We start from the raw sequence: 24,884 nt of genomic DNA, 5'->3' as shown, positions 1-24,884 counted from the left end.
TCAGCCATCCCGTTGCATCAAGGAGTCGTACGTGCCCGATACCCTCACCGTCGCCGCAGCTGGCGCGGACCCGCGGGCCTTTCTTGCGGGGGGCGGCGAGGCCGGTGCCCTGCTTCGCGCGCACGACTGGCGCGGCACCCGGCTGGGCGATCCGGCGGGCTGGCCGCAAAGCCTCAAGACCGCGGTTCGCATCATGCTGACCTCGCGGCAACCCATCTATATCGCATGGGGCGAGGACTTCCATTTTCTGTACAACGATCCCTATCAGTCGATTCTCGGCGCACGGCATCCGGCCGCCATGGCGCAGCCCACGCGCGAGGTCTGGCACGAAATCTGGCACTACATGGAGCCGCTGCTGCATACGGCGGTGACGCGGGCCGAAGGCACGTACGAAGAAGAGAAGCTCCTCATCATGGAGCGCAACGGCTATCCCGAGGAAACGTACTACACGTTTTCCTTTACGCCGCTGCCGAATGACGATGGCTCGATCGGCGGCATCATCTGCGCCAATAGCGACGACACCCGGCGCGTGGTGGGCGACCGCCAGCTCAAGCTGCTGCGCGAGCTGGCCACCGTCATGCCGCAGGCCGCCGACTGGCGCGATGCCTGCCGCCTGAGCGGCGAAGCCTTCGCCGTCAATCCGCAGGATATCGTCTTCGGCCTGATCTATGCCATCGAACCCCAAAGCAACGGGGCGGAGCTGACGGCACTGTGCGGTGCGCAACCGGACTCGGCGCTCGCCCCCGCCCGCCTCGCGCTGGCCGAAGCGGTCTGGCCCTGCGCCGAGGCGCTGCGCCGCGGCGAACCCATTCTGGTGGACCAGCTCGACACCCGCTTTCCCGGCGCCCTGCCCGCCAACATCTGGGAGCGGCCGCCGAAGCAGGCGGCCCTGCTGCCGATTCGGGCCACCAGCGAAGACGAGCCCGCCTTCGTGCTGGTCGTGGGACTGAACCCGCTGCGGCTCTACACCCACGAATACGCACACTTTCTGGATCTGGCCGCCGCGCAGATCGGGGCCTCGCTGCGCTATGCCCGCGCCTACGAACAGGAGCGCCGCCGTTCCGAGGCCCTGGCCGAAATCGACCGCGCCAAAACGCAGTTTTTCTCGAACATCAGCCACGAGTTCCGCACGCCGCTCACGCTGATGCTCGCGCCGCTCGAAGACCTGCTGAACGAGGCCACGCTCGATCCCACCCGCCTCGCGCCGGTCGAGCTCGCGCACCGCAACGGTCTGCGCCTGCTCAAGCTCGTCAACGCGCTGTTGGATTTCTCGCGCATCGAAGCCGGACGCGTCCAGCTCGATCTGCAGCCCACCGATCTGTCCACGGTCACGGCGGACCTCGCCGCGCTGTTCCGCTCGACCATGGAAAAAGCCGGGCTCGCCTTCGACATCGACTGCCCGCCGCTGCCGCGCGCCGTGATGCTCGACCGCGAAATGTGGGAAAAGGTGATCCTGAATCTGCTGTCGAACGCCTACAAGTTCACCTACGACGGCGGCGTGCGCGTGTCGGTGCGCGCCAGTGCCGACGGCCAGCACGCCGAGGTCGAGATCGCCGACACCGGGCTGGGCATCGCCTCGGAAGAATTGCCCCGGGTGTTCGACCGCTTCCACCGGGTGGCGGGAGCGCAGGGCCGCAGCATCGAAGGCAGCGGCATCGGCCTCGCCCTGGTGCAGGAGTTCGTGCGCCTGAACGGCGGCGAAGTCAGCGCCAGCAGCGAGATCGGCGTCGGTACCACCATGGCGTTGCGGCTGCCGCTCGGCCCACCGCTGCATGCAGCCAGCGACACGCCCGCGCGCAGCGCGCCGGCGCTGGCGACCGCCTATCTCGACAGCCCCGCCGTCTCCGACCTGCGCCCGGACGCCACCGGCGTCGCGGCACAGAGCGGCAGCGTGCTGGTGGTGGACGACAACGACGACATGCGCGCCTACATCAGCCGGATTCTGCTGGCCACCGGCTACGACGTGGAGACCGCGCCCGACGGCATGGCCGCGCTCGCGCAGGCGCGCCGCAAGCGCCCGGACCTGATTCTGTCGGACGTCATGATGCCGCGGCTCGATGGCTTCGGGCTGCTGGCCGCCTTGCGGGCCGATCCCACGCTCAACACGGTGCCGGTCCTGCTCGTGTCGGCGCGCGCCGGCGAAGAAGCCTCGGTCGACGGCCTGCGCGCCGGCGCCGACGACTATCTGATCAAGCCCTTCTCCGCGCGCGAATTGCTGGCGCGCGTGAGCGGCAATCTCCGGCTCAACCGGCTGCGCCAGGAGTCGGCGCGCCGGCTGGCCGACGAAGCCCGCACCCTCGAGGTCCTGAACCATGTGGGCGCGGTGGTGGCGGCCGAGCTCGACATGACCCGTGCGGTCGAGGCGGTGATCAGCGCGGCCACCGAGCTCACCGGCGCCGCCCTGGGGCTGCTCACCTACCCGTGCGCGCCCGACGCCGCGCCGTCGCAGCCGCGCCTGGCCATCGCGGGCGACCACGGACTACTCGGGCACCATTGCGCCGCGCGCCTGCCGGCCTGGCCGACCGGAATCGGTGTCCTGCGCCACGATGATCTGGCCGAGGCGCACGTGATGCTGCCCGGTCTGGCGCTTACCCCGCGCAGCTACCTCTCCGCGCCGGTGCGCGGGCGCGACGGCAGCCTGATGGGCCATCTCTATCTGGTGCATCCGGAGCCGCAGGCCTTCGACGAGCGCGCCGAGCGACTGGTCATCGGGATCGTGGCGCAGGCGGCCATCGGCATCGACAACGCGATGCTGTATCAGGCCGCACAACGCGAGATCGCCGAGCGCGCCCGCGCCGAAACGGCGCTGCGCGAACTCAACAACAGCCTGGAACGCCGCATCGCCGACGCCGTGGCCGAGCGCGACCGCCTGTGGGAGCACAGCGACGATCTGCTCGTGATCTGCGACGGCGAGGGGCATCTGGCGCGTCTCAGCCCGTCCTGGACACAGCGGCTCGGCTATCCCGACACCGCGCTGGCCGATCAGCGCTACGGCAGTCTCGTGCATCCCGATGACGAGGCGGGCGCGGGCGCCGTCTTCGCCGCGTTGCGCGCCGGGGCCGGCAGCCAGCACGCCGAGCACCGCCTGCGCACCGCGACCAGCGAGTGGCGCTGGGTGGCCTGGACCTGGTCCTTCGACGCCGCGGCCAACAGCATCCATGGCGTCGGCCGCGACATCACTGCCGACAAGGCCGCCGCCGAGGCGCTGCGCGAGGCCGAGGAAGCCCTGCGCGTGTCGCAGAAGATGGAGGCGGTGGGCCAACTGACCGGCGGCGTGGCGCACGATTTCAACAACCTGCTGCAGGTGATCGGCGGCAATCTGCAACTGTTGCAGCGCGACCTGGCCGACAACCCCCGCGGCCAGCAGCGCGCGCGCAACGCGCTGGCCGGCGTCGAACGCGGCGCCAAGCTGGCCTCGCAACTGCTCGCGTTCGGCCGGCGCCAGCCGCTCGCCCCGAAGGTCATCAACCTGGCGCGTTTCCTGCGCGATTTCGAAGACATGCTGCGCCGCGCCGTGGGCGACGGCGTGGAGGTGGATCTGCGCATCCCCGCCGATCTCTGGCACACCCTGGCCGATCCCCATCAGGTGGAAAACGCGCTGCTGAATCTTGCCATCAACGCCCGCGATGCCATGGAAGGCCACGGCTCGCTGATCGTCGCGGCCGACAACGTCACGCTGCCGCCGCGCGATCATGAAGGCGCGCTGCGGCCGGGCCAGTACGTCACGCTCGCCCTGACCGACACCGGCTGCGGCATCGACAAAGCCCTGCTCGAGCGCGTGTTCGAGCCGTTCTACACGACCAAGCCCGAGGGCCAGGGCACGGGTCTGGGGCTGAGCATGGTGTATGGCTTCGTCAAACAGACGGGCGGCCATGTGCAGCTCGACAGCGCACCCGGTCGCGGCACCACGGTCAAACTGTATTTGCCGCGTATCGAACAGGCCGAAGCGCCCGTTCATGCGCCGCTGCCCGCCGACACGCAGGGCGGCAACGAGACGGTGCTGGTGGTCGAGGACGACGACGCGGTGCGCGCCACGGTGGTCGATCTTTTCACCGGCCTGGGCTACCGCGTGCTGGAAGCCCGCGATGCGCAGAGCGCGCATGGCATCTTCGAGGCCGGCACCGCGGTCGACCTGCTCTTTACCGATGTGGTCATGCCGGGGCCGCTGCGCAGCCCGGAGCTTGCGCGACTGGCGCGCGCCAGGCAGCCCGATCTGGCGGTGCTCTTCACCTCGGGCTACGCGGCCGACGCGATCGTGCATGGCGGCCGGCTCGATGAGGGCATCGATCTGCTGTCCAAGCCCTACACCGCGGCGGCGCTGGCGCAGCGCGTGCGGCAGGTGCTGGATGCGCGCGGCGTCGTGCAGGCGGCGGCGCGGGCTGGCGCGGCCATTTCGGTCGATGCCGTGGATGCGGCGCCGAACCCGTTGCGCGACCTCCGCGTGCTGGTCCTGGACGCCGCCGAAGACGCCCGTTCGCACGCCTGCACCCTGATTCAGGGGCGCGACGGCGACGCCTATGGCGCTGGCGGCGTGGCCGAGGCCTATGCGCTGCTCGACCGGCATGCGTTCCAGGCGCTGGTCACCGATCCGGCCCTGCCTGATGGCTCGGGGCTCGAGGTGGCCGCCGCGGCCCGGATGCTGAATCCGGCGCTGGTCGTCCTGGTGACCTCCGACGAAGATCAACGCGACCGCTTGAGTGTCTACCCGCAGCTGCGCAGCGCCCGCCAGCTGCGCAAGCCCTACACGCCCGCCCAGTTGCTGGACGCGCTACAGGCTCAGGTGGCCACGCCGACCGTCAAGGTCTGAGCCCGCGCCTGCGCCTGTGCGTGCGTCTGCGCACGACCCGGCCGCCGCCACCGCCGCCCCAAGCCGGGCCGAGGCGTCAGCGGCCGGGTCGCACCCGAAGTTGCTTACTTGAACGCGTCCAGCGCGGCCGCGAGCGACTGCGGGCGGTAGTCGTCCCAAGGCGTATCGCCCACGTCGAGCCGATCATGAATGTTGCGCACCGTCCATTGGTCGCCGCGCTTGAGCGACTTCAGTTCGTCCCAGGCCAGCGGCACCGACACGCCCAGCCCGGGCCGGGCACGGGCCGACCAGGCGGCCACCGTGGTGGCGCCGAAGCCATTGCGCAGGTAGTCGACGAAGATCTTGCCCACCCGGTTGCGCGGACCGCTCTTTGCCACGAAACGCTGCGGCACGGTCTGCGCGAGGTGCCGCACGATGGCTTGCGCGCAGCCCTTCACGGTGTCCCAATCATGTTGGCGCCGTAGCGGCACCACCACGTGCAGCCCCTTGCCGCCGCTCGTTTTGAGCCAGGCGGTCAGGCCGAGTTCCTGCAGCAGCGTGCGCACCAGTTGCGCCCCCTCCACCACCGCGGTCCACTGCACGCCCTCGCCCGGATCGAGGTCGAACACCATGCGGTCCGGCTTGTCGATCGCGTCCTTGTGGGCGTTCCAGGTATGGAACTCCACCACGTTCATCTGGACGGCCGACATCAGCGCCGTGTCGCTCGGCACCTCGAGCAAGGGAGGATGATCGGGGTCGAGTTCCTGCGGCAGGGTGAGGACGCCGGGCATGGCGTGTTCCAGGTGCTTCTGGAAGAACATCGCCGCGCCGATGCCCGCCGGCGCGCGCAGAAACGAGGTCGGCCGCCCGGCCAGATGCGGCAGGATCTGCGGCGCGACCAGCGCGTAATAGCGGGCAAGATCGAGCTTGGTCGCACCGGATTGCTCGTCGATGACCCGATCGGGGCTGGTCAGCCGGCCCGGCTTGGCGCGGGCGCCGATGTCGTCCTGGCCCGCCCGAGCGGCGCCGTCGGCCTTTGAGGCTTTTGTTTTTTTGCCGGACTCGCCGGCGGCCGCGTTGTCCGCGGCGTCGGCCTTTTTCGTGGACCCGGCCTTCTTCGAAGATTTGGCCGTTCCGGCTGCCTGTGTGCGCCGATCGGCTTTGCCGCCATCGTCCGCCTGCGTATCCGCGGCGCCAGCCCCGCGCTCGGGCGTCTCGCGCACGATCGCCGATGCCGGCTTGTCTTCGCGCAGTCCGCGAAACACGGCATGCCGCACATGACCCGCGCCGGTCCATTCGCCGAAGGACACCTCGGCCACCAGACGCGGCTCGACCCAGTGCACCTTGCGGCCGGGCTTGGCGCCCGGCGCGAGCGGACTGTCGGCGCGCTCGATCTTGCTCAGGCGCGCCACCAGATCCGCGAGCATGCGATCATCGAAACCGGTGCCGACGTTGCCGGCGTGACGCAGCGTGCCTTCCTGGTCATGCACGGCCAGCACCAGCGCGCCCAGCCCCACGCGCGTGCCCTGAGGCTCGGTGTAGCCCGCGATCACGAACTCCTGGCGCCGGGCGCATTTGAGCTTGATCCAGGTATCGCTGCGGCGTGTGACATACGGCGCATCGCGCCGCTTGGCGATGATGCCCTCCAGGCCCAGCTTGCACGCCGAGGCCACCAGGTCCGAGACGGGTTTGTCGAAGGCCGCGCTAAATCGCAGCGGCTCTTCGCCGCGCGCGATCACCTGCTCGAGGATCTCGCGCCGGCGCCACAAGGGCTCCTCGCGCAGATCCCGGCCGGTCACGTAAGGCAGATCGAAAGCGTAGTACAGAATGCGTTCGGCACGCTCCTCGTCGAAGGCGTTCTGTAGCGCCTGAAAGCTGGGATTGCCGTCATCGGCCATCACGACGATCTCGCCGTCGATCCAGGCGTTCAATACCGGCAACGCGGCGATTGCCCGGGCCAGTTGCGGCATCCGCGCCGTCCAGTCGTGGCCGTTGCGGGTGTAGAGCCGGGCCTCGCCTCGGTCGAGCCGCGCCATCACGCGATAGCCATCGAACTTCAGTTCGTGAATCCACTCGCCGGGCGCATGCGGCGGGCGTTCGACCAGCGTCGCCAGCTGCGGGCGCAGCGTGTCGGGCAACGGCGCGGCGCGTCCCGGCAGGTCCACCTCGCCGGCTGCGCTCGATGATGCAGCACCGGCTGCCGCAGCGTCGGCTGCCGCAGCATCGGCTGCCGCAGCATCGGCTGCCGCAGCATCGGCTGGCTCGGCGCCAGCCGCCTTCCGCGCGGAGGCCCGGCCCACCTGCTTGGCGGCGCGTTTCTTCGGCGCGGCACCGCGGGCCGTTTTTTCGTCCGCATCGGCTGCCGGCGCCTTGCGCGGCTCGCCGCGCAGCGGCACCACGCTGTCCGGATACTCGTCCACCAGACTGAATTCGCTCTCGGGCTTGGCCAGCGCATCCTTCTCCTTGATGAGCAGCCACGGCACCTGCTTCTCGCCCTTGCCTTTCATGCGCACCAGGGCCCAGCGCCCGTGCAGCTTGGAACCGTGCAGCTCGAATTTGAGATGACCGTCGCGGTAGCCCTTGCGCGGATCGGACAGCGGCTGCCATATCCCTTCGTCCCAGATGATGACCTTGCCCGCCCCGTACTGGCCCTTGGGTATCTCGCCCTCGAACTGGTTGTACGCGATCGGATGATCCTCGACCTGCACCGCCATCCGCTTGACCGTCGGGTCATAGGTGGGCCCCTTGGGCACCGCCCAGCTCTTCATGGCGCCGTCCAGCTCAAGGCGGAAGTCGTAATGCAGGCGGCTCGCCCAATGCTTCTGCACCACGAACGCGAGCGCGTCGGGGTTGGCATCGCCGCCCTCCGCTGGCTCCGAGGTCACCTTGAAGTCGCGCTTCTCGCGATAGGTCTTGAGCGTATCGGCCATGGTCAGGCCGCCTTGCGCGTACGCGCATCACCATTGCCGCGCGAGGTCTTGCTCGCTGATTTGCCGGCTGATTTGGACGCCGATTTCGCCGATCCTTTGGACGCGGTCTTGGTCGCGCTCTTGCCGGCCGACTTGCTGTTCCTGGAGGCGGTCTTGCCGGCGGACGTTTTGGTTGCGGCCTTCTTGGCCGAGGCGGATTTTGCAGCGGTCTTCTTCGTCGTCTTGGCGGCGCTTTTCTCTTCCTTGCGCACCGGCGTCACCGTCGCGCTGTCCGAGCCCGACTTCTTGCCGCCCGCGCCACGCGACTTCAGACTGCGCTGCAGCAGCTCGGTCAGGTCGATGACGTTATCGCTCGAGCTCGGCGCCTCTTCCTCGGGCTCCCATACCGTTTCGCCCTCGCCCGCCTTGGCCTTCTTCTCGACCAGGCTCATGATCGCGTCCTTGAACTCGTCCTTGAAATCGTCCGGATTCCAGGGCGCGCTCATGTCCTCGACCAGCATCTTCGCCATCTTCAGCTCGCTGGCACTGGGCGTCGCGGACTTGCCGCTGGGCAGATCCAGCTCATCCACGGCCTTGACCTCGTCGCCCCAGCGCATGAGATCGAGCACCAGCGCATCGCCGGAAGGAATCAGCGCGGCGAGATGCTGCTTAGTCTGGATCACCACGCGCGCGATGCCGATCTTGCCGGTCTTGGCCAGCGTATCGCGCAGCAAGGCGTAGACCTTGTGCCCCTTGTTGATGGGCGCCAGGTAGTAGGGCCGCTCCAGATACAGGAAGGGCACGTCCGCCGCGTCGACGAAGCGGTCGATCTCGATGGTCTGCGTCGTGCGCGGATAGGCCTGGTTGATCTCTTCCGGCGAGATCACCACGTACTTGCCGTCTTCGTATTGCACGCCCTTCACGATGAAATCGCGATCGATCTCGCGGCCCGTGCGCTTGTTGATGCGCTTGTAGCCCACGGGGTCCATGGTGCGCTTGTCGAGCCAGTCGAAGTCCACGCCGGACTCCGTCGTCGCGGTGTGCAAGCCCACGGGAATATGCACCAGGCCAAAGGAAATGGCCCCTTTCCAGATCGTTCGAGTGGATGCCATGATGTCTCCTGCGCTGAGCGTCGGGCGTGCCTCACGCCCGGTTCGACCCGATCGCGCAGCAAGCCTCATACCCGACGGAGTATCGCCATGATCGTCGAAGTTTTTCAGCATCCCGATGGACAATGGTCGTTCCGCAGCATCGCGCTGCTGGGCGTCCAGGAAGACCGCGGCCGCTACCCCGATGCCGCCCAGGCCGAAGCCGCCGCCCGTATCGCCTACCCCGATGTCTCGGTGGACCGGGTCGCGCCCGAAGACGACACGGCGCGGCGCGCACCACCCGGCTGACACCCCGGCCCAGGCGACGCTGCCCCTGCGCGCACGCTTGGATTCCGCGCGCGGCGGCGTCAGAGGGCGCGGCCGTCAGATTCCGCGCGCGGCCGCGTCGCGGAACGCCTCGCGCAAGGCCTCGCCCGCCGGGCTCATGGCGCGGTCGCGCGGCCAGACCACCGTGAGCGCGGGGTCGTCCAGCGCCAGCAGAAGGCGCGTTCTCAGACCCAGGCGTTGCGCATGCAACGCGCCGAGGCTCTCCACGATGGCCGCGCCCAGTCCCTCGGCGGCGAGCGCGCAGGCCGCCGACGACTGCCCCACCTCGATGAGCGGCCGATACGGCAGGTCGCGCGCTTCCAGCGCCTGCCGCGTGGCGCGTCCGGCCGGCAAGGCCGTGGCGAGCACGATCGGCCCGTCGTCGGCCACCTGTGCGAGGGTCAGGCGCCGCCGTGCCGCGTAGGGGTGATCCGCGCGGAACACCGCATGCAGCGCGAGCGAGGCCAGGCGCTCACCCGCGACGCGATCGCCGTCGGCCAGGTTGCCGACCATGATCCCCAGATCGATCCGATGATCGGCGGCCATGTCGATGATCTCGAGCGCGGTGCCGGCGCGCACCGTGACCGCGACGCCGGGGTGCGCACGCCGCATGGCCGCCAGCGCGGGCGGCAACAGGCTGGTCGCAGCAATCGCCACGGCGCCGATCGCCAGACGCGCCTGGGCCCCGTACCGGATGTCGCTCGCCAGCCGGTCCACCGACTCGATCCCGGCCAGGGCATTGAGCACCTCCGGGATGAGCGCGCGACCCTGGCTGGTGAGCTGCAGCCGGCGGTGTTCCCGACTGAACAAGGCAAAGCCGAGCCGGGTATCGAGATCGCGCAGCAGCGCGCTCGCGGCCGGCTGCGTCATGCCGATCGCGGCCGACGCGGCCGTGACGGTTCCGTGTTGGTACATGGCGCGCAACAGCGTGAGTTCGCGGCGGCTGATCATATGAAATCCGTATGGAATCAGTTTATTTATCTATTTGACCATATGAAATCGCGCGCACCACAATCGATTCCGTTCCTACGCTATCGCCGCCACGATGTCCGCCAATACCATCACGTCCGTCACCTGCATTCCGATGCGCCTGCCGTTTCATCACTGGAGCCCCGCGCCGCTCTTCGCCGGACGCCCGCGCGACAAGCTCGACAGCGCGCTCGTGCGGGTGCAGACCGAGGACGGCACCGTCGCATGGGGCGAGTCGTATTGCGTGGAGCCGCGCGCGCTTCCCGCCATCTTCGAGACGCTGATCGCGCCGCTCGCCTGCGGCAAGAACGCCGACGACGACACGCTCCTGCCCACCATGCAACGCGTGCTGCACAACCTCGGCCGCTCCGGCCCGGTCGTGCACGCGCTGGCCGGCCTGGATATCGCGCTGTGGGATCTGCGCGCCAAGCGCGCCGGACAGCCGCTCTACGCCCTGCTCGGCGGCAAGCAACGCGACAGCGTGCGCGTGTATGCCTCGCTGTTGCAGTACTACGGCAACGCCGAGCGCCTGCACGCTGTCACGACGCAGGCGCTCGCCGAGGGGTACGAAGAGATCAAACTGCACGAGCGCACGGCCGACGCGGTCGGCGCCACGCGGGCCGCCACCGGCCCCGGCATCCCCATCATGGTCGACACCAACTGCGCCTGGCTGCCCGGCCAGGCCGAGGACGAGATCGCCGCGATGCGTGCCCACGACCCTTTCTGGATCGAAGAGCCGCTGTGGCCGCCCGAAGACGCCGAGGCGCTGGCCCGACTCAAAGCCGTCTGCGGCGTGCCCGTGGCCGTCGGCGAAAACGCCAGCAGCGCCTATGCCCTGCATCGCATGATCGCCACCGAGGCCACCGACTACGTGCAACCCAGCGTCATCAAGCTCGGGCTCACGGCCGCGTGGGAGATCTCGCGTGCGTGCGCAGGCACCGCGGTGGCGTGCGCGCCGCAGGTGGCCTTCTTCGGCCCGGGCTTTCTGGCCAGCCTGCACCTGATCGCCGCGCAGGCGCATGAGGTCTCACTGGAACGCCTGTATGTCGAGCTGGCCCACGTGCCCTATGGCGCCACCGTGCCCATCAGGCGCGGCCGCCTCGCCGTTCCCGACACCCCGGGACTGGGCGCCGACCCCGAAACCGCCCTGGCCGAAGGCCGCTACAGCGAGTGACGCGCGACGGGCGTCGATACGGTCGACGTCGAAGCGGCATCCGACGACACACAGGCCCCAGCGCTACGCCGGACACCGCCGCACCGCCCCCCAGAACAATCACAGGAGACAACCATGACCATGCACCGCCGCCGCTTTCTGATCCGTTCGACCGCATTGGCCGCCGCCGCCGTCGTCTCGCCGTGGGCCCTGCCGGCCCGGGGGGCCGGCCATCCGGCGGCCGGCGATCCGGGGGCCGGCCGTCCGGCGGCCGGCTACCCGGACAAGACCGTGCGACTGATCGTGCCGTACCCGCCTGGCGCGGCCACCGATACGCTCGGGCGCATGGCCGGCCAGGCCTGGGCGGAAGCGCTGGGCCAGACCTTCGTGGTCGAGAATCGCGGCGGCGGCGGCACCACGATCGGCACCCGCGCCGTCGGCACGGCCGCGCCGGATGGCTACACCCTCGGCATCGTGGACTCCACGTTCACGATCAATCCCGGCCTGCTCGGCGACAAGCTGCCTTACGACACGCTCAAGGACTTCGCGCCGATTTCGCTGATGGCCACCGCGCCCTTCGTGATGGTGGTGCATCCTTCGGTCAAGGCCAACACCCTCGCCGAGTTCATCGCGCTCGCCCGCGCGCAGCCCGGCTCGCTGTCCTTCGGGTCGGCGGGGGTGGGCAGCGCGCCGCATCTTGCCGGCGAACAGCTGCGCCAGCAGGCCGGCATCAACGTGCTGCACGTGCCCTACCGCGGCGGCGGCACGGTCTTCACCGACCTGCTCGGCGGTCAGGTGCAGTTCGCCTTCGGCACCGTGCCGACGCTGGCCGAGCACATCAAGGGCGGCAAGCTGCGCGCGCTGGCGGTCACCGGCGCGCAGCGCGCCAGACAGCTGCCCGACGTACCCACGTTCGCGCAAGCGGGCCTGGCCGGCGTGGACATCTCTCCGTTGTTCGGGCTGATCGCGCCCGCGGGCGTGCCCGCGCCTGTGATCGAGCGGCTGTCCACGACGCTGGCCAGGTCGGTACGCGAAGGCGCGCTGCGCGACAAGCTTGCCGGCCTGGGCTTCGCCCCGGTGGGCAGCACGCCGGCGGAGTTCGAGGCCCGCATCCGCGCCGATGTGGCCAAGTGGCGCGACGTGATCCAGCGCGGCGGCATCAAGGCCGAATGAGTGAAAGCGGGGGTTCCGCCCCCGCTTCATCACCGCAACGCATATAGATACAAGGGATCGGTCGTTCGTTCCAGCGCGGGACAGGCCTAGGATAGGCGCCTGCTTCACTCGTTGTGGAAACCGTCTTGTCCCGCCTCTCTCCCCACGATCCCGCCAAGCTGGATCCCGCCACCGCCGCCCTGCTCGATCAACTGCTCACCGACTACGGCCCGTACGCGAACATGCTCAACGCATTCGCGCCGCGCCCGCCGGCCCTGAAGCACCTGTTCTCGTATCTGGTGGAGTCGCGCAAGGATGGCCTGATCACGCCGCGGCACCTCGAGATCGCGCTGCTCACCGCTTCCAAGGCGCATGCCTGCCATTACTGCGTGGCGCTGCACGAGCCCAAGCTGGCCTCGCACGGCATCTCGCAGGAAGCCATCGACCATCTGCTCGATCCCGAAGTGCCGGGTCTCGACGAGCACGACCTCGTCGTGCGCGACTACGCGGTGCTGGTCACGCTCACTCCGAATCACGTCACGGATGCGTTCTACGCGCGGCTGCAGCGCTTTTACAGCGAAGAGCAGATCGTCGAGCTGACCATCCGCATCGCGCTGTGCAGCTTCTTCAAGCGCTTCAATGAAGCGCTCGGCGTGGCCGCGGAAGATGTGGTGGCGCTCGAGCTCGCGCACGGTGAGCACTGAGCGAATCGAGATGTCCGCTGCTGCTTCCCCGGCGCCCAAGCTCGAGATCCGCCATCTCTCCAAGCAATTTCATACCGACAAGGGCACGGTCAACGTGCTCGACGACATCAGCCTGAATGCGGCCGCCGGCGAGTTCGTCAGCATCATCGGCCCGTCGGGCTGCGGCAAGTCGACGCTGTTCAACATCCTGACGGGCCTGCTGGAACACGACAGCGGCAGCATTCTGCTCGACGGCCAGCCCATGCCGAACCTGCGCGGTCGCGTCGGCTACATGCTGCAGCGCGACCTGCTGATGCCCTGGCGCACGGTGCTCGACAACGTGCTGGTCGGACTGGAGCTGCGCGGCACGCCGCGCGCCGAATCGGTCGAGCTGGCGCGCGAATACCTGCACACCTTCGGCCTGCTGCCTTTCCAGGACAGCTATCCGAAGGCTCTGTCGGGCGGCATGCGCCAGCGCGCCGCACTGGCCCGCACGCTGCTTCCCGACCCAGACATCCTGCTGCTGGACGAGCCGTTCTCGGCGCTCGATTACCAGACCCGGCTGTTTCTCGAAGGCATGCTCGCCGACACCGTGTCGCAGAAGGGCAAGACGGTGATCCTCGTCACGCACGACATCGACGAGGCCATCGCGCTGTCCGAACGTATCTTCGTGCTGAGCGCGCGCCCCGGCCGCCTCAAGAGCGAACACCGGATCGAGCTCGATACCCGGTCGCCGCTGGAAGCGCGCCACGACAGCCGCTTCTCCGCCTATTTCGACCTGCTCTGCCAGGAACTCGACATCCAGACCGCTCACGCATGACCCAGTCTTCCTCTACCGCCCTCGCCGCGGCCGCGCCGGCATCCGCCGCGCGCGCCGCCTCCCGCCCCCGGCGCCTGCCGCCGGTGTGGTTCGCCCAACTGTTCATCGTGGTCCTGATCTTCTCGGCCTGGGAGCTCGCCGTGCGCCAGGGCGCGGTGTCGGGCTTCCTGTTCGGCTCGCCGGCCGGCACGTTCGAGGCGGGCTGGCGCATGATCCAGTCGGGCGAACTCTGGGTGCACGCCAACTACACCCTGTGGGCCTCGGCGGCCGGCTTCGTGATCGGCACCATCGTCGGCACGATTCCGGGCCTGGCCCTCTGGTATTCGCCCTATGGCGCGAAGGTCGTCGAACCCTTTCTGGTCGCGATCAACAGCGTGCCCAAGATCGCGTTCGCGCCGCTCGTCATCCTGTGGTTCGGCACCGGCGTGATTTCCAAGGTGGCGCTCTCGATCTCGCTCACCGCCATCGTGGCGCTGCTGGCCGCGTTCCAGGCAGCGAAAGACGCCGATCCCGATATCCAGCGCATGCTGGTGTCGCTGGGTGCGACCAAGCGCCAGATCTTCACCAAGGTGGTGGTGCCATCGGCCACGCCCTACATCATCAGCACGTTCCGCATCAACATCGGCTTCGCGCTGGTGGGCACCGTGGTCGGTGAGTTCATCTCCTCCAAATACGGCCTCGGCCACGTGATCTTCGTGGCCTCGTCGCTCTATGACCTCAATACGGTCTGGGTCGGCATCTTCTCTCTGATGGCGCTGGGCTTCGTGCTCTACGCCGGCGTGGACATCGCCGAAAAGCGGCTGCTGCGCTGGAAGGATCAGACCTACGCTACCAACTTCAAACTCTGACACGCATCATGACTCGTAAAACCACCCTGCGCCTGGCCGCCGCCGCCGCGTGCCTGCTCAGCGCCTCCGCCTGGGCCAACGACAAAGCGGTCGTCTCCGCCGCCTTCAAGTCGGTGTTCTATCTGCCCGTGTACTTTGCCGAAGAGCATGGCTACTTCAAGGACGAAGGTCTGGACGTGCGGATCGACGTGGCCTCGAGCTCGACCAATGCGCTGGCTGCCGTGATCTCCAAAAGCGCCGACTTCTCGCTGCACGGCCCCGAGTGGACCGCAATCTCATTCGGCCGCGGCGCACCGGTCAAGGTCGTGGGCGGCACGCTCAACCGCCTGGGCGTGTGGCTGACCTGCAAGTCGGGCTTCGCCTTCGATGGCTTCAAGAGCCTGAAGGGCGCCAAGATTTCCACGGGCGCCATGCCCACCACCAGCACCTCCGCGTTCATCAAGCTGCTCAAGGGCGCCGGCCTGGACCCGAAGCGCGATGTGGACCTGCTCGAAGTGCCGCTGGGCAATGAAGTCGGCCCGCTGAGCTCCGGCCAGGCGGACTGCGCCGTGCTGTACGAGCCGGGCGCGTCGCAGGCCGAGGCGCAAGGCTACAAGGTCGTGTCGGCGTTCTCGCGCGAGATCGGCCCCTACACCTTCTCGGCCATCTCCACCCGCCAGGACATCGATCCCGCCATCTCGCGCAAGTTCGTCTCCGGTATCGACCGTGCGCTCAAGGCCATTCACAAGAATCCCGACGAAGCGGTCAAGAGCGGCCTGAAGCTGTTCCCGAACCTCGACCCCGCCGTGGTGCGTGCGTCGGTGCAGCGTCTCATCAACGACGGCGTGTTCGCCGAGTCGGTCGCCCTGCCGCCGCAATCGCTCACCGACGCGCTGCAAACGCAGATCGACCTGGGCAACCTGAAGCAGATTCCGCAGGACGCGAAATGGCTGGATCTGGGCTGGTCCAACGAGATCGCCGGCAAGACCTACTGATCGTTGCGCCGAGCCATGCAGCAGGCAGTTTGCGCGAGCAAACTGCCTGTTTCTTTTTCTTGCAGGTCACGGCCGGGCCCTTGGCTACCATACGCACCGATTCGACACCGCCCGGAAAGACGCTCGCGCGCCTGCCGATTCTCAACCTCGTTGCCACGCATCGTATGTCTGCACTCAAGCTCGCCGCGGCCGTCATGGCGGCCTTCGCCGTCGTCTTCGCCATCAGCGGCTTTTACATGACCGGCACCGACGCGCCGCTGTTCGTCGCCGCGATGGCGCTGGCTGGCGCGCTGTTCGGCGGGATTGCCGCGCCGGAGATCGCCCCGCGCAGTTTCCGCCGCGCGGCCTGGTGGCAGGTGGGTTTCGCGACGCTGGGCTGCCTGCTCGTGGCCGCGCTGCTGGGCGCGGGCGCCGAGGGCTTCGGCCTGGCGCTGGTGCTCGGCATCCTGATCGGCTGGCTCGCACCCGTCTGGGTGCGGCATGTGACGGTGCCCTGATCAGGCGCTCAGTTTTCGACCCGCACGGGCTGCTGCACCTGCATGCGCTTCTGATCCGGCGCGCACTGTATGCGGTCGTGCAGCGCGACGGCATAGCGGTCGATCGCGGCATCGCCCGACGAGCGCGCGATCTTGGGCCGCGCCTCGAGCAGCCCCGGGTTCAGCGTCAGCTGCACGATGGCCGTGCCGCCGTTGTCGGCGCGCGGCACGCGGCGGTCCATCGGCAGGATGCAGTGCACGCCGACATCCGCGCCGCCAAGCGCACGGGCGCGCCCCGACGCCGCGCTTTTCTGCAGGAATGCCCAGCGCCTGGCGAGCCAGTCGGGCGGCGTCGCCACGCCCTGCGCCCGATCGGCCTCGATCCGCTGCCACAGGATGCGGTCGGTCAATGACACGGTGTTCAGCCGCGTCCGGCCATCCGCCGGCGGCTGGTACTGCTCGATCAGTGCGAGCGCCTCGTCGTAGCGTGCGGCGCCCTCGTAGAGCGCCAGCAACTGACTGTGGGCAGCGTGGTAGCTTGCTTCCGCCATCGCGCCGGCCGGATAGGCGAGCGCCGATTCGAACGACGCGATCGCCGCGTCGGTGTCGCCGGCATGGCGCTGGGCCATGCCCAGGTCCACATAGGCCTGCGTGACCACGGCCGCGTCGGGCGGCTCGCGCTTGAGGGCCTGGTCCAGCAACCACTGCCTGCCGCCCACGCTCTGTTGCCACACGCCCTGCCCGCCCCCCGCCGGCGCGTTGAACACGCTCGAGGCGGCCACCGCCGCGCCACCGGCAAGGGCCGCGCAGCACAGGACCAGCCAGCGAGCGGTGCGAAGGCCCATGGGACGGCGCGCGCTCAGAACTCTTCGAGGAAGCGCATGCGGAAGCGCTTGCCCTTGATGCTGGCGTTGGAGATGCGCGAAAAGGCCTGCTTGGCGATCTTGCGATCGAGCGCGACGTAGGCGTTGTATTCGGTGATATTGATCTTGCCCACCTGTTCGAACACCAGACCGCCGTCACCCGTCAGCGCGCCCAGCAGATCGCCCGGACGCAGCTTGTCTTTCTTGCCGCCCTGGATGCACAGCGTGATCATCGGCGCGCGCAGCGGGCGGTCGGACTTGGGACGCAGCGCGTTGATGTCGGCCCACGTGAGCGGCGCGCCCTGATACTGCTCGATCAGATTGGCCCAGCGCATTTCCTCGGGCGAGCACAGGCTGAGCGCCAGACCCTTCTGGTCGCCGCGGCCGCTGCGGCCGATGCGATGCACATGGACCTCGGTGTCCTTGGTGACGTCGACGTTGATCACGGCACCGAGGTTTTGAATGTCGAGGCCGCGCGCCGCCACGTCGGTGGCCACGAGCACGGCGCAGCTCTGGTTGGCGAACTGGATCAGGATCTCGTCGCGCTCGCGCTGTTCCAGGTCGCCGTTGAGCGCCTGGGCGCTGATGCCCTCGGCCTGCAGACGCTCGACCAGGTCGTGGCTGCGGATCTTGGTATTGCAGAACGCGAGCGTCGAAACCGGGCGGAAATGCGCCAGCAGCTTGACCACCGCGCCAAGCCGCTCGTCTTCGGCGATCTCGTAGAAATATTGCTCGATGCGGCTGGCATCGTGCTGCGCCTCGACCTTGACCTCGGCCGGGTTGCGCAGAAAGCGCGCGCTCAGCTTGCGGATGTTGTCGGGATAGGTGGCCGAGAACAGCAGCGTCTGGCGCTTGACCGGGCAATGCGAGGCGATGGCGACGATATCGTCGTAAAAGCCCATGTCCACCATGCGGTCGGCCTCGTCCAGCACCAGCGTGGTGATACCGGCCAGATCGAGGCTGCCGCGTTCGAGGTGATCCTGGATGCGGCCGGGCGTGCCCACCACCAGATGCGCGCCGCGCGCGAGCGACTCGGCCTGCGGGCGCGCGGCCGCACCCCCCACCAGCGTGAGAATCTTCACGTTCGGAATCAGGCGGGCCAGCCGGCGCAGCTCCTGGGCGACCTGGTCGGCCAGCTCACGCGTGGGACAGACCAGCAGCGCCTGCGGCGTCAGGCGATTGACGTCGAGCTTCTGCAGCACGCCCAGCCCGAAGGCCGCCGTCTTGCCGCTGCCCGTCTTGGCCTGCGCAATGAGATCGCAGCCTTCGAGAATGAGCGGCAGGCTCTGCGCCTGGATCGGCGTCATCTGTTCGAAGCCCAGCCCCTGCAGGTTGTCGAGCAGCGCGGACTGAAGAGGAAGCGAAGAAAAAGAGGTGGTGGTCACGGCAAGGCGGTCGCAAAAAGCGCGAAAAAGGCTGAGTTGACCGACAGTGTATGCGTTTGTGGGTAGCGATGCGGGCGGCGGCGCGCTGCGGGCGCCGCCGCCCGCATCGTCAAGGCGCCAGCGTGCGCACCGACACCTGGGCCGCCTCGCGTTCCGCGGGCGTCCAGGGCGCGCGCAGCCACTGCTTTTCGGCGTAGCGCCGGATCGGCTCGGCACCCGGGCCGCCCCGCCAGGCCGTCTCGCGCTCGCCGCTCGCCAGCAGCGTGCGCGCCTGGACGCCATCCTTGCCGAAGCTCACCAGCTGCAGATAGGTGTTGGCGTGCGCGCGGCCGTCCATCACGCCGCCCGGCACCGCCGGACACGCGATCGTGAAATAGCCGCTGCCGCAGCCGCCATACAGCGCGATCGGCCCACCGGCCGCGTTGACCCGCAGCCGCTCGCCCACGGTCGCGTCGAGCGCCACGCCCTGCGACGCGAGCCGCGTCGTGGCCGCCATCAAGGCTGCGCGCGCCTGTGCCGGCAGCGGCCGGATCGCGTTCGGCGTGTCCAGCGGCCGGGCCGGATCGAACGCTTTTCCGTACAGTTTGCCGCTCTTGGCCGCCGGGCTGTCCTGCATCGCCTGCCAGAACGCGCTCCAGAGCCAGGCGCCGCGGTCGTCGGCCCCGGCCGAGCCCGCCCAGCGCGCCAGCACGGCGCAGGCCTGTTTCACGCTGGCGTCCGGCGGCCCGCACGCGGCATGCAGCAGCGCGGGCTTGAAGCTCTGTGCGGCGTAGTCTCGCGCGGACAGGGTCTCGCGCTCGAGGAACGTGATCAGGCGCGCGGTGTCGCCGCCCGCCTGCGCCAGCGCGTCGCGCGCGATGGCGTGACCATGCCGGGCCCGCAGCGAGAGCCGCTGACGTTCGCCGCCGAGCACGGCGTCGTAGCCCTCGAGCGGCTGCGCCGGACTCGCGAGCCAATAGCTGTCGTTCATGTTGGCGACATAATCGGTGCGAAAGCGCTCCGGCAGGCGCGACGCGGGCATCTGCCCCGGAATCAGGGTGTTGCGATCCACCGTCCAGTTGCACGCCGACCGGCTGCCATCGAGCATCGGTATTGCCGGATCCCAACGGGCGACGAGTGGCGTGAAGGGCGTCGCGCAAAGGCGCCGCAAGGCATCGGGCGCATTCGGCACGGCGCCCATGTCGCCGTACCACGCGCGCGCATCGTCGCGACCGATGGCCGCCGTATTGACCCACGGCATCGCGAGCTCGCGCCGCGCGATCGCCACGAAATCGTCCAGCGTGCGCGCATGCGCCCAGGAGAGATAGGTGGAGAAGATGCGATCGTTGGTCTCGTTGATGTCGCGCAGTGCGACGGCACCCTTGGCCGTCCAGCCCAGCGGCTGCGCGCGGGCGCTCAGGTCCACGATCGGGCCATACTCGCTGCGATAGACCGTGCGCCGCACCGAGCCGGTCTTCCCATCGGCGCCACGCACCGGCACCTCGATCACCTGCGCCCGAATGGAACGCGCCTCGCTATCGACCACATAGCGCAGCGGATCCGCGGGATCCAGCTGGAGGGCGAAGAGCCCAAAGCGGCGCGCGGCCGATACGGTGTGCGACCACGCCACCCGATCCGTATAGCCGATCATCGGCAGCGGCACGCCCACGAAAGCCACGCCCGCCACATCGATCTGGCCGTCCACGGTGAGGTGCATCTGATAAAAGCGGTCGGGGCCACCCCAGAACCAGTGCGGATTGCCGAACAGCACCGGCGCCCGGGCGCCACCATCGCCCGCGCCGAAGGCAAGCACATTGCTGCCCAGGCCCGCCGCGCCGCCCACATGCCAGGCATCGGCGATCGGCGATAGCGGGCTTGTCGTCTGCGCCGTCCGCTTCGGCCCCGGCGGCGCGGCACGCACGATCTCCGGAATGAAACGCGCGTAGCCTCCGGCCAGCGCGGGCGCCTGAATGCGGCGCATGACGTCGTCGACGGTGATCGGCCGCACCCACGGCTGCCGCAGACACGTGGGCTCCCCCGCCGTGGCCGGACGCGCCCGCGCTTCGGCAAGGTAGCGGTTGTAGCCCGCCGCGAAGCCCTCGGCCATGGCCTTGAGCTCGACCACCTGCGCGGCCTTGAAGCGTGCGAGCGCGGTGTCATCCAGAAAGGCGCGGAAGAAGACGTCGAGCTCGAGGTTGTTGCCGCCGGTATAGGTGGCGTTGTAATCGGGCTTGCCTTGCGGCCCGAAGGCCAGGGAGCGGCCACCGGCAAAGGTCAGATAAGCGTCGGCCAGCGTGCACAGCGCGTCTTCTGCCTGCGCGTAGCCCACGCCCAGCCCGGCGCCGTGCATGTCGGTGGCCTGGATATGCGGCGTGCCATCGGCCAGCCGCCGCAGGGTCACGGGGCCGTCGGCCCAGGCCGGGGCCGCGGCGAGTGCCGCGAGCCCGGCGAGCACCATCGGCGTCGCGGCGGCGCGCCAGTTCGAAAGCTTCATTGGAATCCTGCGTCGATCAACGGGAGAGAACGGAGGGCATGCGCTCGAGGCGCACGAGCCGCACGGAGGTCAGGGATTGCATCATGCCATCGTGACATCGAGACTGAACAGACCTTTGCGGGCGCCGATGGCGAGCACCCTTACCTCCAAAAATCGAATATCGACGCTCGCCAACGCCGAATTCACCCCTATTGATTGATATTCATTCTTAGTTGATACTGCGTCGCAATACGAATTGCGTTGTGTTGCGAGTGCATGCCATCCGCCGGCCGTGCTGCCGCTGCGTCCTGTCAACCAGGCGCCCGGCCCGCCTTCGCGCCTTGCGCGCCGCCGGACAGAAAAACAAACAAGGTTGCTCGTTTATGCATGGAGATCCCCTGTTCCGCGTACGTCGCGGTCTCGGGGTCGCGCTTGCCTGGGGGATCACAGACCGGGCTTTCGGACGGTCCTGCCAGCGAGTGCGATTGACGGTTTTCTCGAGATTTTTCTCCAAACAGTCGGTTTTCCCTGCATAACAACGGAGCACTTCATGTCATTCCCCCTTCGCCAACGCAAGCTCGTGCTTGCCTTGTCCGCCGCCCTCGGCGTGCCCGCCGCCTGGGCGCCTGCCGCGCTGGCACAGAATGCCGGCGGCAACGCCTCGGTGCAGCAGCTCCCGTCCGTCACGGTGACGGGCACCAGCGTCGCCAAGCCGGACGACACGCCGCCGGTCTATGCGGGCGGTCAGGTGGCCCGCGGCGCTCGTCTTGGCATGCTGGGTAACGTCGACATGATGAGCACGCCTTTCAGCGTGACCTCGTACACCTCCGAACTTATCCAGAACCAGCAGGCCACCAGCCTGGCCGACGTGCTGGACAATGATCCGGGGGTGGCAAGCGGCGGCCCGTGGTTCTTCGACAACTTCTTCATCCGCGGCTTTGAAGTCAACCGCGCCGACATCGGCTTCAATGGCCTGTACGGCATCGCCAATTCCGAAGGCGTGCAGCTTGAAGGCATCGAGCGGGTCGAGGTCCTCAAGGGCCCGAGCACCCTGCTCAATGGCAGTTCGCCGCGCGGTACGGCCGGCGGCGCGATCAACCTCACGCCCAAGCGCGCCGAAGACACGCCGCTCACGCGTCTGAGCACCGGTTTCGTCAGCGATGGCAACCTCGGCGCGAGCGTCGACATTTCGCGCCGGTTCGGCCAGGACAATGCCTTCGGCATCCGCCTCAATGCCTCCCACCGCGATGGTGACACCTCGGTCGATCACGAGAAGGTGAAGGCGTCCAACGTGACGCTGGGCCTGGATTACCGTGCCGAGCGCCTGCGCGCCAGCGCCGACTTCGGCGCCAGCAACCAGAAGATCAACGGCGCGCGCAACAACTACTTCGTGTACACGCCGTACGTGCCGGAAGCGCCGCGGGGCGACATCAACCCCTACCCCTCGTGGTCGTATCAGGATCGCGACTATGCCTTTGGCATGGTGCGCGCCGAATACGATCTCACCAGTTTCTGGAGCATCGGCGGCGCCTTCGGCATGGCCGAGACCACCCGCAAGGCCAACAGCCCGTGGGGCGAGATCGGCGATCTGAACGGCGATATCGATTACTACGCCTTCGGCCTGAACGAGCGCAACAAGACCCGCAGCGGCGAGCTCAACACGCGCCTGCGCTTTGACACCGGTCCGATCAAGCACACGACCGTGCTGGCCGTCACGGACTACAACTTGAAGACCACGGGCTATGTGCCCTCCTCTTCGTGGACCGCGCAGAGCAACCTGTACGATCCGGTGCATTTACCCAACCCGCACGACCCCGATCTGGATGGCACGCGGGTGCGCAACTCGGACATGACGCTGCGCAGCTATGCCATCACCGATACCTTGTCCATGATGGACGAGCGCGTGTTGCTGACCCTGGGCCTGCGGCACCAGAAGATCGACACGAACGCCTACAACCGCACGTCGGGCGCGTGGCAGTCGAGTTACCAGCGCAGCAAGAACACGCCGGCCGTGGGTCTGGTGGTCAAGCCCATCGAAAACCTGTCGCTCTACGCAAATTACGTCGAAGCGCTGCAACAGGGCCAGGTGGCACCCGATCGCGCCGTGAACGCCGGCGAGGTGTTCGATCCCTTCGTGTCCAAGCAGTGGGAATTGGGCGCGAAGATGGATTGGGGCACTTTCTCCAACACGCTGAGCACGTTCGAGATCAAGCGCCCGAGCGGCTATGTGGATAGCGACAACTACTACCGTCTGGCGGGCGAGCAACGCAATCGCGGTGTGGAGCTCTCGACCTTCGGCGAAGCGGCCCGCGGCCTGCGTATCCTGGGCGGTGTATCGTGGACACAGGCCATCCTGACCAAAACCGCGAACGGCGAGTTCGACGGCAACCGCGCCGGCGTCGTGCCGAAATGGTCGGTCAAGTTGGGCGCCGAGTACGACATCGCGCAGGTGCCCGGCCTGACCGCCACGGCGCGCATGATCTACACCTCGTCGATCCCATTCGATGCCGCGAATACGGCGACTGTCCCGTCCTGGACCCGCTTCGACGTGGGCGCGCGCTACGCCACCAAGATCGCCAGTCACCCGGTCGTGTTCCGCGCCACCGTCGAGAACGTGTTCAACCGCCGCTACTGGGATTCGTCGCCCGGCTATCAGTATCTGAACAGCGCCGCGCCGCGTACCTACATGTTGTCGGCCAGCATCGACTTCTGATGACCCAGGCTGGTCCCACTCGGCTTCGGCGCCTCGCCGAGCGCCAGACGTGGGTCTGGGTGCACCGCTACGCCGGTCTGCTCACCGCCGTCTTCCTGACGGTGGCCGGGCTGACCGGCAGCATTCTTGCCTTCGGCCACGATATCGATGCGTGGCTCAATCCCGAGTTCTACCAGGCGCGCTCCACCCAGCCGGCGCTGGGCTACGACGCGCTGGCCGCGCGCATCGAGGCGTCCGATCATGCCTTGCAGATCGAGTATCTCAGTTACGACGGCGTGCCCGGCCACACGGCGCAGGCCTATGTGTATGCACGACCCGGTCACCCGCCGCTCGGCTATGACCACATCTTCGTGGACCCCGGTACCGGCGAGGTGCAGGGCAAGCGTTCGCGCCAGGGCTGTTGCCTGCAGGCCGAAACCTTCGTGCCCTTCATGCTCCAGATTCACCACAGCCTCTATCTGCCAGGTCTGTGGGGCTGGTGGTTCATGGGCGGCATCGCACTCATCTGGCTGCTCGACAGCTTCGTCGGGTTTTATCTGACGCTGCCGCGCAGCGCGCCGCGCGTGTCCAAATGGAAGCCTTCGTGGTTGATCAAGCGCGGTGGCGGCGCTTATCGGCTCAATCTTGACCTGCACCGCGCCTTCGGTCTGTGGCTCTGGATCGCACTCATCCTGCTCGCCTTGAGCAGCGCCTACCTGAATCTGCGCCAGGAACTGTTTCGGCCGGTGCTGGCCGTGGTCTCCACGCTTACGCCCATTCCGGAGGCGACCACGCCCCCCGCGGCCCGCGAGGGCGCCCTCCCCGTGGGCTTCGACGTGATTCGTGCGCGGGCCAACGCGCATGCCGCGCGCGAAGGCTGGCCCGAGCGGGTCAGCGGCATCAGCCACTTCGGCGAGATGGGGCTGTATCTGGCGCTGCTCTGGCCGTCGCACCACGACCGCGGCATGGGCCTGGGCACGCCGATGCTTTACTACGACGCTTACAGCGGCGCGCTTGTCGGTGCCACGCTCCCTGGCGCAGGCACGGCAGCCGATGTCTTCACGCAGTTGCAGTTTCCGCTGCACAGCGGTCAGATCGGCGGACTCGCGGGCCGTATCGTGGTCTGCATTCTGGGCCTGGTTGTCGCGCTGCTCAGTATCACGGGCGTAGTAATCTGGTGGCAAAAGCACCAGTCCCGCAGGCTAGCCGACAGGCGCGCCGCGCGCCCCTGACACCTCCCTTCCGTCACGCTCGCCCGCCGCGCGCGCAAAGATTCGGCGCGGTCGCGCACGCCTTCGATAAAAATG

At 68.2% G+C, this 24,884-nt stretch carries 17 protein-coding genes; 11 read left to right on the top strand and 6 right to left on the bottom strand.

The window, feature by feature from the left end; all coding sequences use genetic code 11:
• Window positions 1–31: 31 nt before the first annotated feature.
• Window positions 32–4,807, top strand: a complete 4,776-nt coding sequence (locus tag CAL25_RS10340; protein ID WP_249279017.1) for a response regulator — start codon at window positions 32–34, stop codon at window positions 4,805–4,807.
• 104 nt (window positions 4,808–4,911) lie between these two features.
• On the opposite strand, the gene ligD is transcribed toward CAL25_RS10340, so the two are convergent.
• Window positions 4,912–7,716: a DNA ligase D gene (gene ligD, locus CAL25_RS10335; protein ID WP_094799877.1), complete on the bottom strand. Its 2,805-nt coding sequence runs from the start codon at window positions 7,714–7,716 to the stop codon at window positions 4,912–4,914.
• 2 nt (window positions 7,717–7,718) lie between these two features.
• Window positions 7,719–8,807 carry a Ku protein gene (locus tag CAL25_RS10330; protein ID WP_094799876.1) on the bottom strand — a complete coding sequence of 363 codons (1,089 nt, stop codon included), beginning with the start codon at window positions 8,805–8,807 and terminating at the stop codon, window positions 7,719–7,721.
• Window positions 8,808–8,894: 87 nt separating this feature from the next.
• Here CAL25_RS10330 and CAL25_RS10325 point away from each other — a divergent pair, with 87 nt between their 5' ends.
• Window positions 8,895–9,092 (top strand): hypothetical protein, encoded by a 198-nt coding sequence (locus CAL25_RS10325; protein ID WP_094799875.1) that lies wholly within the window; start codon window positions 8,895–8,897, stop codon window positions 9,090–9,092.
• Between the two features lie 75 nt (window positions 9,093–9,167).
• Here CAL25_RS10325 and CAL25_RS10320 read toward each other — a convergent pair whose 3' ends face one another.
• Window positions 9,168–10,061, bottom strand: a complete 894-nt coding sequence (locus tag CAL25_RS10320; RefSeq protein WP_094799874.1) for a LysR family transcriptional regulator — start codon at window positions 10,059–10,061, stop codon at window positions 9,168–9,170.
• Between the two features lie 94 nt (window positions 10,062–10,155).
• Between CAL25_RS10320 and CAL25_RS10315 the strand changes: the two genes are divergently transcribed.
• The 7 genes from CAL25_RS10315 to CAL25_RS10285 all read left to right on the top strand — a co-directional run bounded on the left by CAL25_RS10315 (window position 10,156) and on the right by CAL25_RS10285 (window position 16,206).
• The gene (locus CAL25_RS10315; protein WP_094799873.1) at window positions 10,156–11,253 is read left to right on the top strand and encodes a mandelate racemase/muconate lactonizing enzyme family protein; all 1,098 of its coding nucleotides are present in this window, start codon (window positions 10,156–10,158) and stop codon (window positions 11,251–11,253) included.
• Window positions 11,254–11,367: 114 nt separating this feature from the next.
• Window positions 11,368–12,405 carry a Bug family tripartite tricarboxylate transporter substrate binding protein gene (locus CAL25_RS10310; protein ID WP_094799872.1) on the top strand — a complete coding sequence of 346 codons (1,038 nt, stop codon included), beginning with the start codon at window positions 11,368–11,370 and terminating at the stop codon, window positions 12,403–12,405.
• Window positions 12,406–12,530: 125 nt separating this feature from the next.
• Complete coding sequence (locus CAL25_RS10305) at window positions 12,531–13,088, top strand: carboxymuconolactone decarboxylase family protein (RefSeq protein WP_094799871.1); 558 nt, start codon at window positions 12,531–12,533, stop codon at window positions 13,086–13,088.
• A gap of 10 nt (window positions 13,089–13,098) precedes the next feature.
• Window positions 13,099–13,887, top strand: coding sequence for an ABC transporter ATP-binding protein (locus tag CAL25_RS10300; RefSeq protein WP_094799870.1), 789 nt, complete (start codon window positions 13,099–13,101; stop codon window positions 13,885–13,887).
• On the top strand, window positions 13,884–14,735 hold the full coding sequence (locus CAL25_RS10295; protein ID WP_094799869.1) for an ABC transporter permease: 852 nt from the start codon (window positions 13,884–13,886) through the stop codon (window positions 14,733–14,735). Before CAL25_RS10300 ends, CAL25_RS10295 begins: the two co-directional genes overlap by 4 nt.
• A gap of 8 nt (window positions 14,736–14,743) precedes the next feature.
• Window positions 14,744–15,709, top strand: a complete 966-nt coding sequence (locus CAL25_RS10290) for an ABC transporter substrate-binding protein (RefSeq protein ID WP_094799868.1) — start codon at window positions 14,744–14,746, stop codon at window positions 15,707–15,709.
• Between the two features lie 164 nt (window positions 15,710–15,873).
• On the top strand, window positions 15,874–16,206 hold the full coding sequence (locus tag CAL25_RS10285; RefSeq protein WP_094799867.1) for a hypothetical protein: 333 nt from the start codon (window positions 15,874–15,876) through the stop codon (window positions 16,204–16,206).
• Between the two features lie 8 nt (window positions 16,207–16,214).
• On the opposite strand, the gene CAL25_RS10280 is transcribed toward CAL25_RS10285, so the two are convergent.
• The 3 genes from CAL25_RS10280 to CAL25_RS10270 form a co-directional block, all read right to left on the bottom strand.
• On the bottom strand, window positions 16,215–17,030 hold the full coding sequence (locus tag CAL25_RS10280; protein WP_094799866.1) for a hypothetical protein: 816 nt from the start codon (window positions 17,028–17,030) through the stop codon (window positions 16,215–16,217).
• Window positions 17,031–17,044: 14 nt separating this feature from the next.
• On the bottom strand, window positions 17,045–18,433 hold the full coding sequence (gene dbpA / locus CAL25_RS10275; RefSeq protein WP_094799865.1) for an ATP-dependent RNA helicase DbpA: 1,389 nt from the start codon (window positions 18,431–18,433) through the stop codon (window positions 17,045–17,047).
• A 109-nt stretch (window positions 18,434–18,542) separates the two neighbouring features.
• Complete coding sequence (locus tag CAL25_RS10270; protein ID WP_212590892.1) at window positions 18,543–20,906, bottom strand: penicillin acylase family protein; 2,364 nt, start codon at window positions 20,904–20,906, stop codon at window positions 18,543–18,545.
• A 529-nt stretch (window positions 20,907–21,435) separates the two neighbouring features.
• On the opposite strand from CAL25_RS10270, the gene CAL25_RS10265 reads away from it, so the two are divergent.
• Both CAL25_RS10265 and CAL25_RS10260 read left to right on the top strand, forming a co-directional pair.
• Window positions 21,436–23,598 carry a TonB-dependent receptor gene (locus tag CAL25_RS10265; protein ID WP_094799864.1) on the top strand — a complete coding sequence of 721 codons (2,163 nt, stop codon included), beginning with the start codon at window positions 21,436–21,438 and terminating at the stop codon, window positions 23,596–23,598.
• On the top strand, window positions 23,598–24,809 hold the full coding sequence (locus CAL25_RS10260; protein ID WP_094799863.1) for a PepSY-associated TM helix domain-containing protein: 1,212 nt from the start codon (window positions 23,598–23,600) through the stop codon (window positions 24,807–24,809). Before CAL25_RS10265 ends, CAL25_RS10260 begins: the two co-directional genes overlap by 1 nt.
• Window positions 24,810–24,884 lie beyond the last annotated feature (75 nt).

Origin of the sequence: Bordetella genomosp. 5, assembly GCF_002261315.1 — a bacterium.
Lineage (GTDB): Bacteria > Pseudomonadota > Gammaproteobacteria > Burkholderiales > Burkholderiaceae_B > Bordetella.
This window is presented reverse-complemented; position numbering and strand designations above follow the sequence as displayed.

What these genes read in the sequence shown, in the direction of transcription:
- ligD (WP_094799877.1), bottom strand. Translation starts at nt 7,716, where the DNA reads ATGGCCGATACGCTCAAGACCTATCGCGAGAAGCGCGACTTCAAGGTG.
- CAL25_RS10330 (WP_094799876.1), bottom strand. Translation starts at nt 8,807, where the DNA reads ATGGCATCCACTCGAACGATCTGGAAAGGGGCCATTTCCTTTGGCCTG.
- CAL25_RS10325 (WP_094799875.1), top strand. Translation starts at nt 8,895, where the DNA reads ATGATCGTCGAAGTTTTTCAGCATCCCGATGGACAATGGTCGTTCCGC.
- CAL25_RS10320 (WP_094799874.1), bottom strand. Translation starts at nt 10,061, where the DNA reads ATGATCAGCCGCCGCGAACTCACGCTGTTGCGCGCCATGTACCAACAC.
- CAL25_RS10315 (WP_094799873.1), top strand. Translation starts at nt 10,156, where the DNA reads ATGTCCGCCAATACCATCACGTCCGTCACCTGCATTCCGATGCGCCTG.
- CAL25_RS10310 (WP_094799872.1), top strand. Translation starts at nt 11,368, where the DNA reads ATGACCATGCACCGCCGCCGCTTTCTGATCCGTTCGACCGCATTGGCC.
- CAL25_RS10300 (WP_094799870.1), top strand. Translation starts at nt 13,099, where the DNA reads ATGTCCGCTGCTGCTTCCCCGGCGCCCAAGCTCGAGATCCGCCATCTC.
- CAL25_RS10295 (WP_094799869.1), top strand. Translation starts at nt 13,884, where the DNA reads ATGACCCAGTCTTCCTCTACCGCCCTCGCCGCGGCCGCGCCGGCATCC.
- CAL25_RS10290 (WP_094799868.1), top strand. Translation starts at nt 14,744, where the DNA reads ATGACTCGTAAAACCACCCTGCGCCTGGCCGCCGCCGCCGCGTGCCTG.
- CAL25_RS10285 (WP_094799867.1), top strand. Translation starts at nt 15,874, where the DNA reads ATGTCTGCACTCAAGCTCGCCGCGGCCGTCATGGCGGCCTTCGCCGTC.
- CAL25_RS10280 (WP_094799866.1), bottom strand. Translation starts at nt 17,030, where the DNA reads ATGGGCCTTCGCACCGCTCGCTGGCTGGTCCTGTGCTGCGCGGCCCTT.
- CAL25_RS10270 (WP_212590892.1), bottom strand. Translation starts at nt 20,906, where the DNA reads ATGAAGCTTTCGAACTGGCGCGCCGCCGCGACGCCGATGGTGCTCGCC.
- CAL25_RS10265 (WP_094799864.1), top strand. Translation starts at nt 21,436, where the DNA reads ATGTCATTCCCCCTTCGCCAACGCAAGCTCGTGCTTGCCTTGTCCGCC.
- CAL25_RS10260 (WP_094799863.1), top strand. Translation starts at nt 23,598, where the DNA reads ATGACCCAGGCTGGTCCCACTCGGCTTCGGCGCCTCGCCGAGCGCCAG.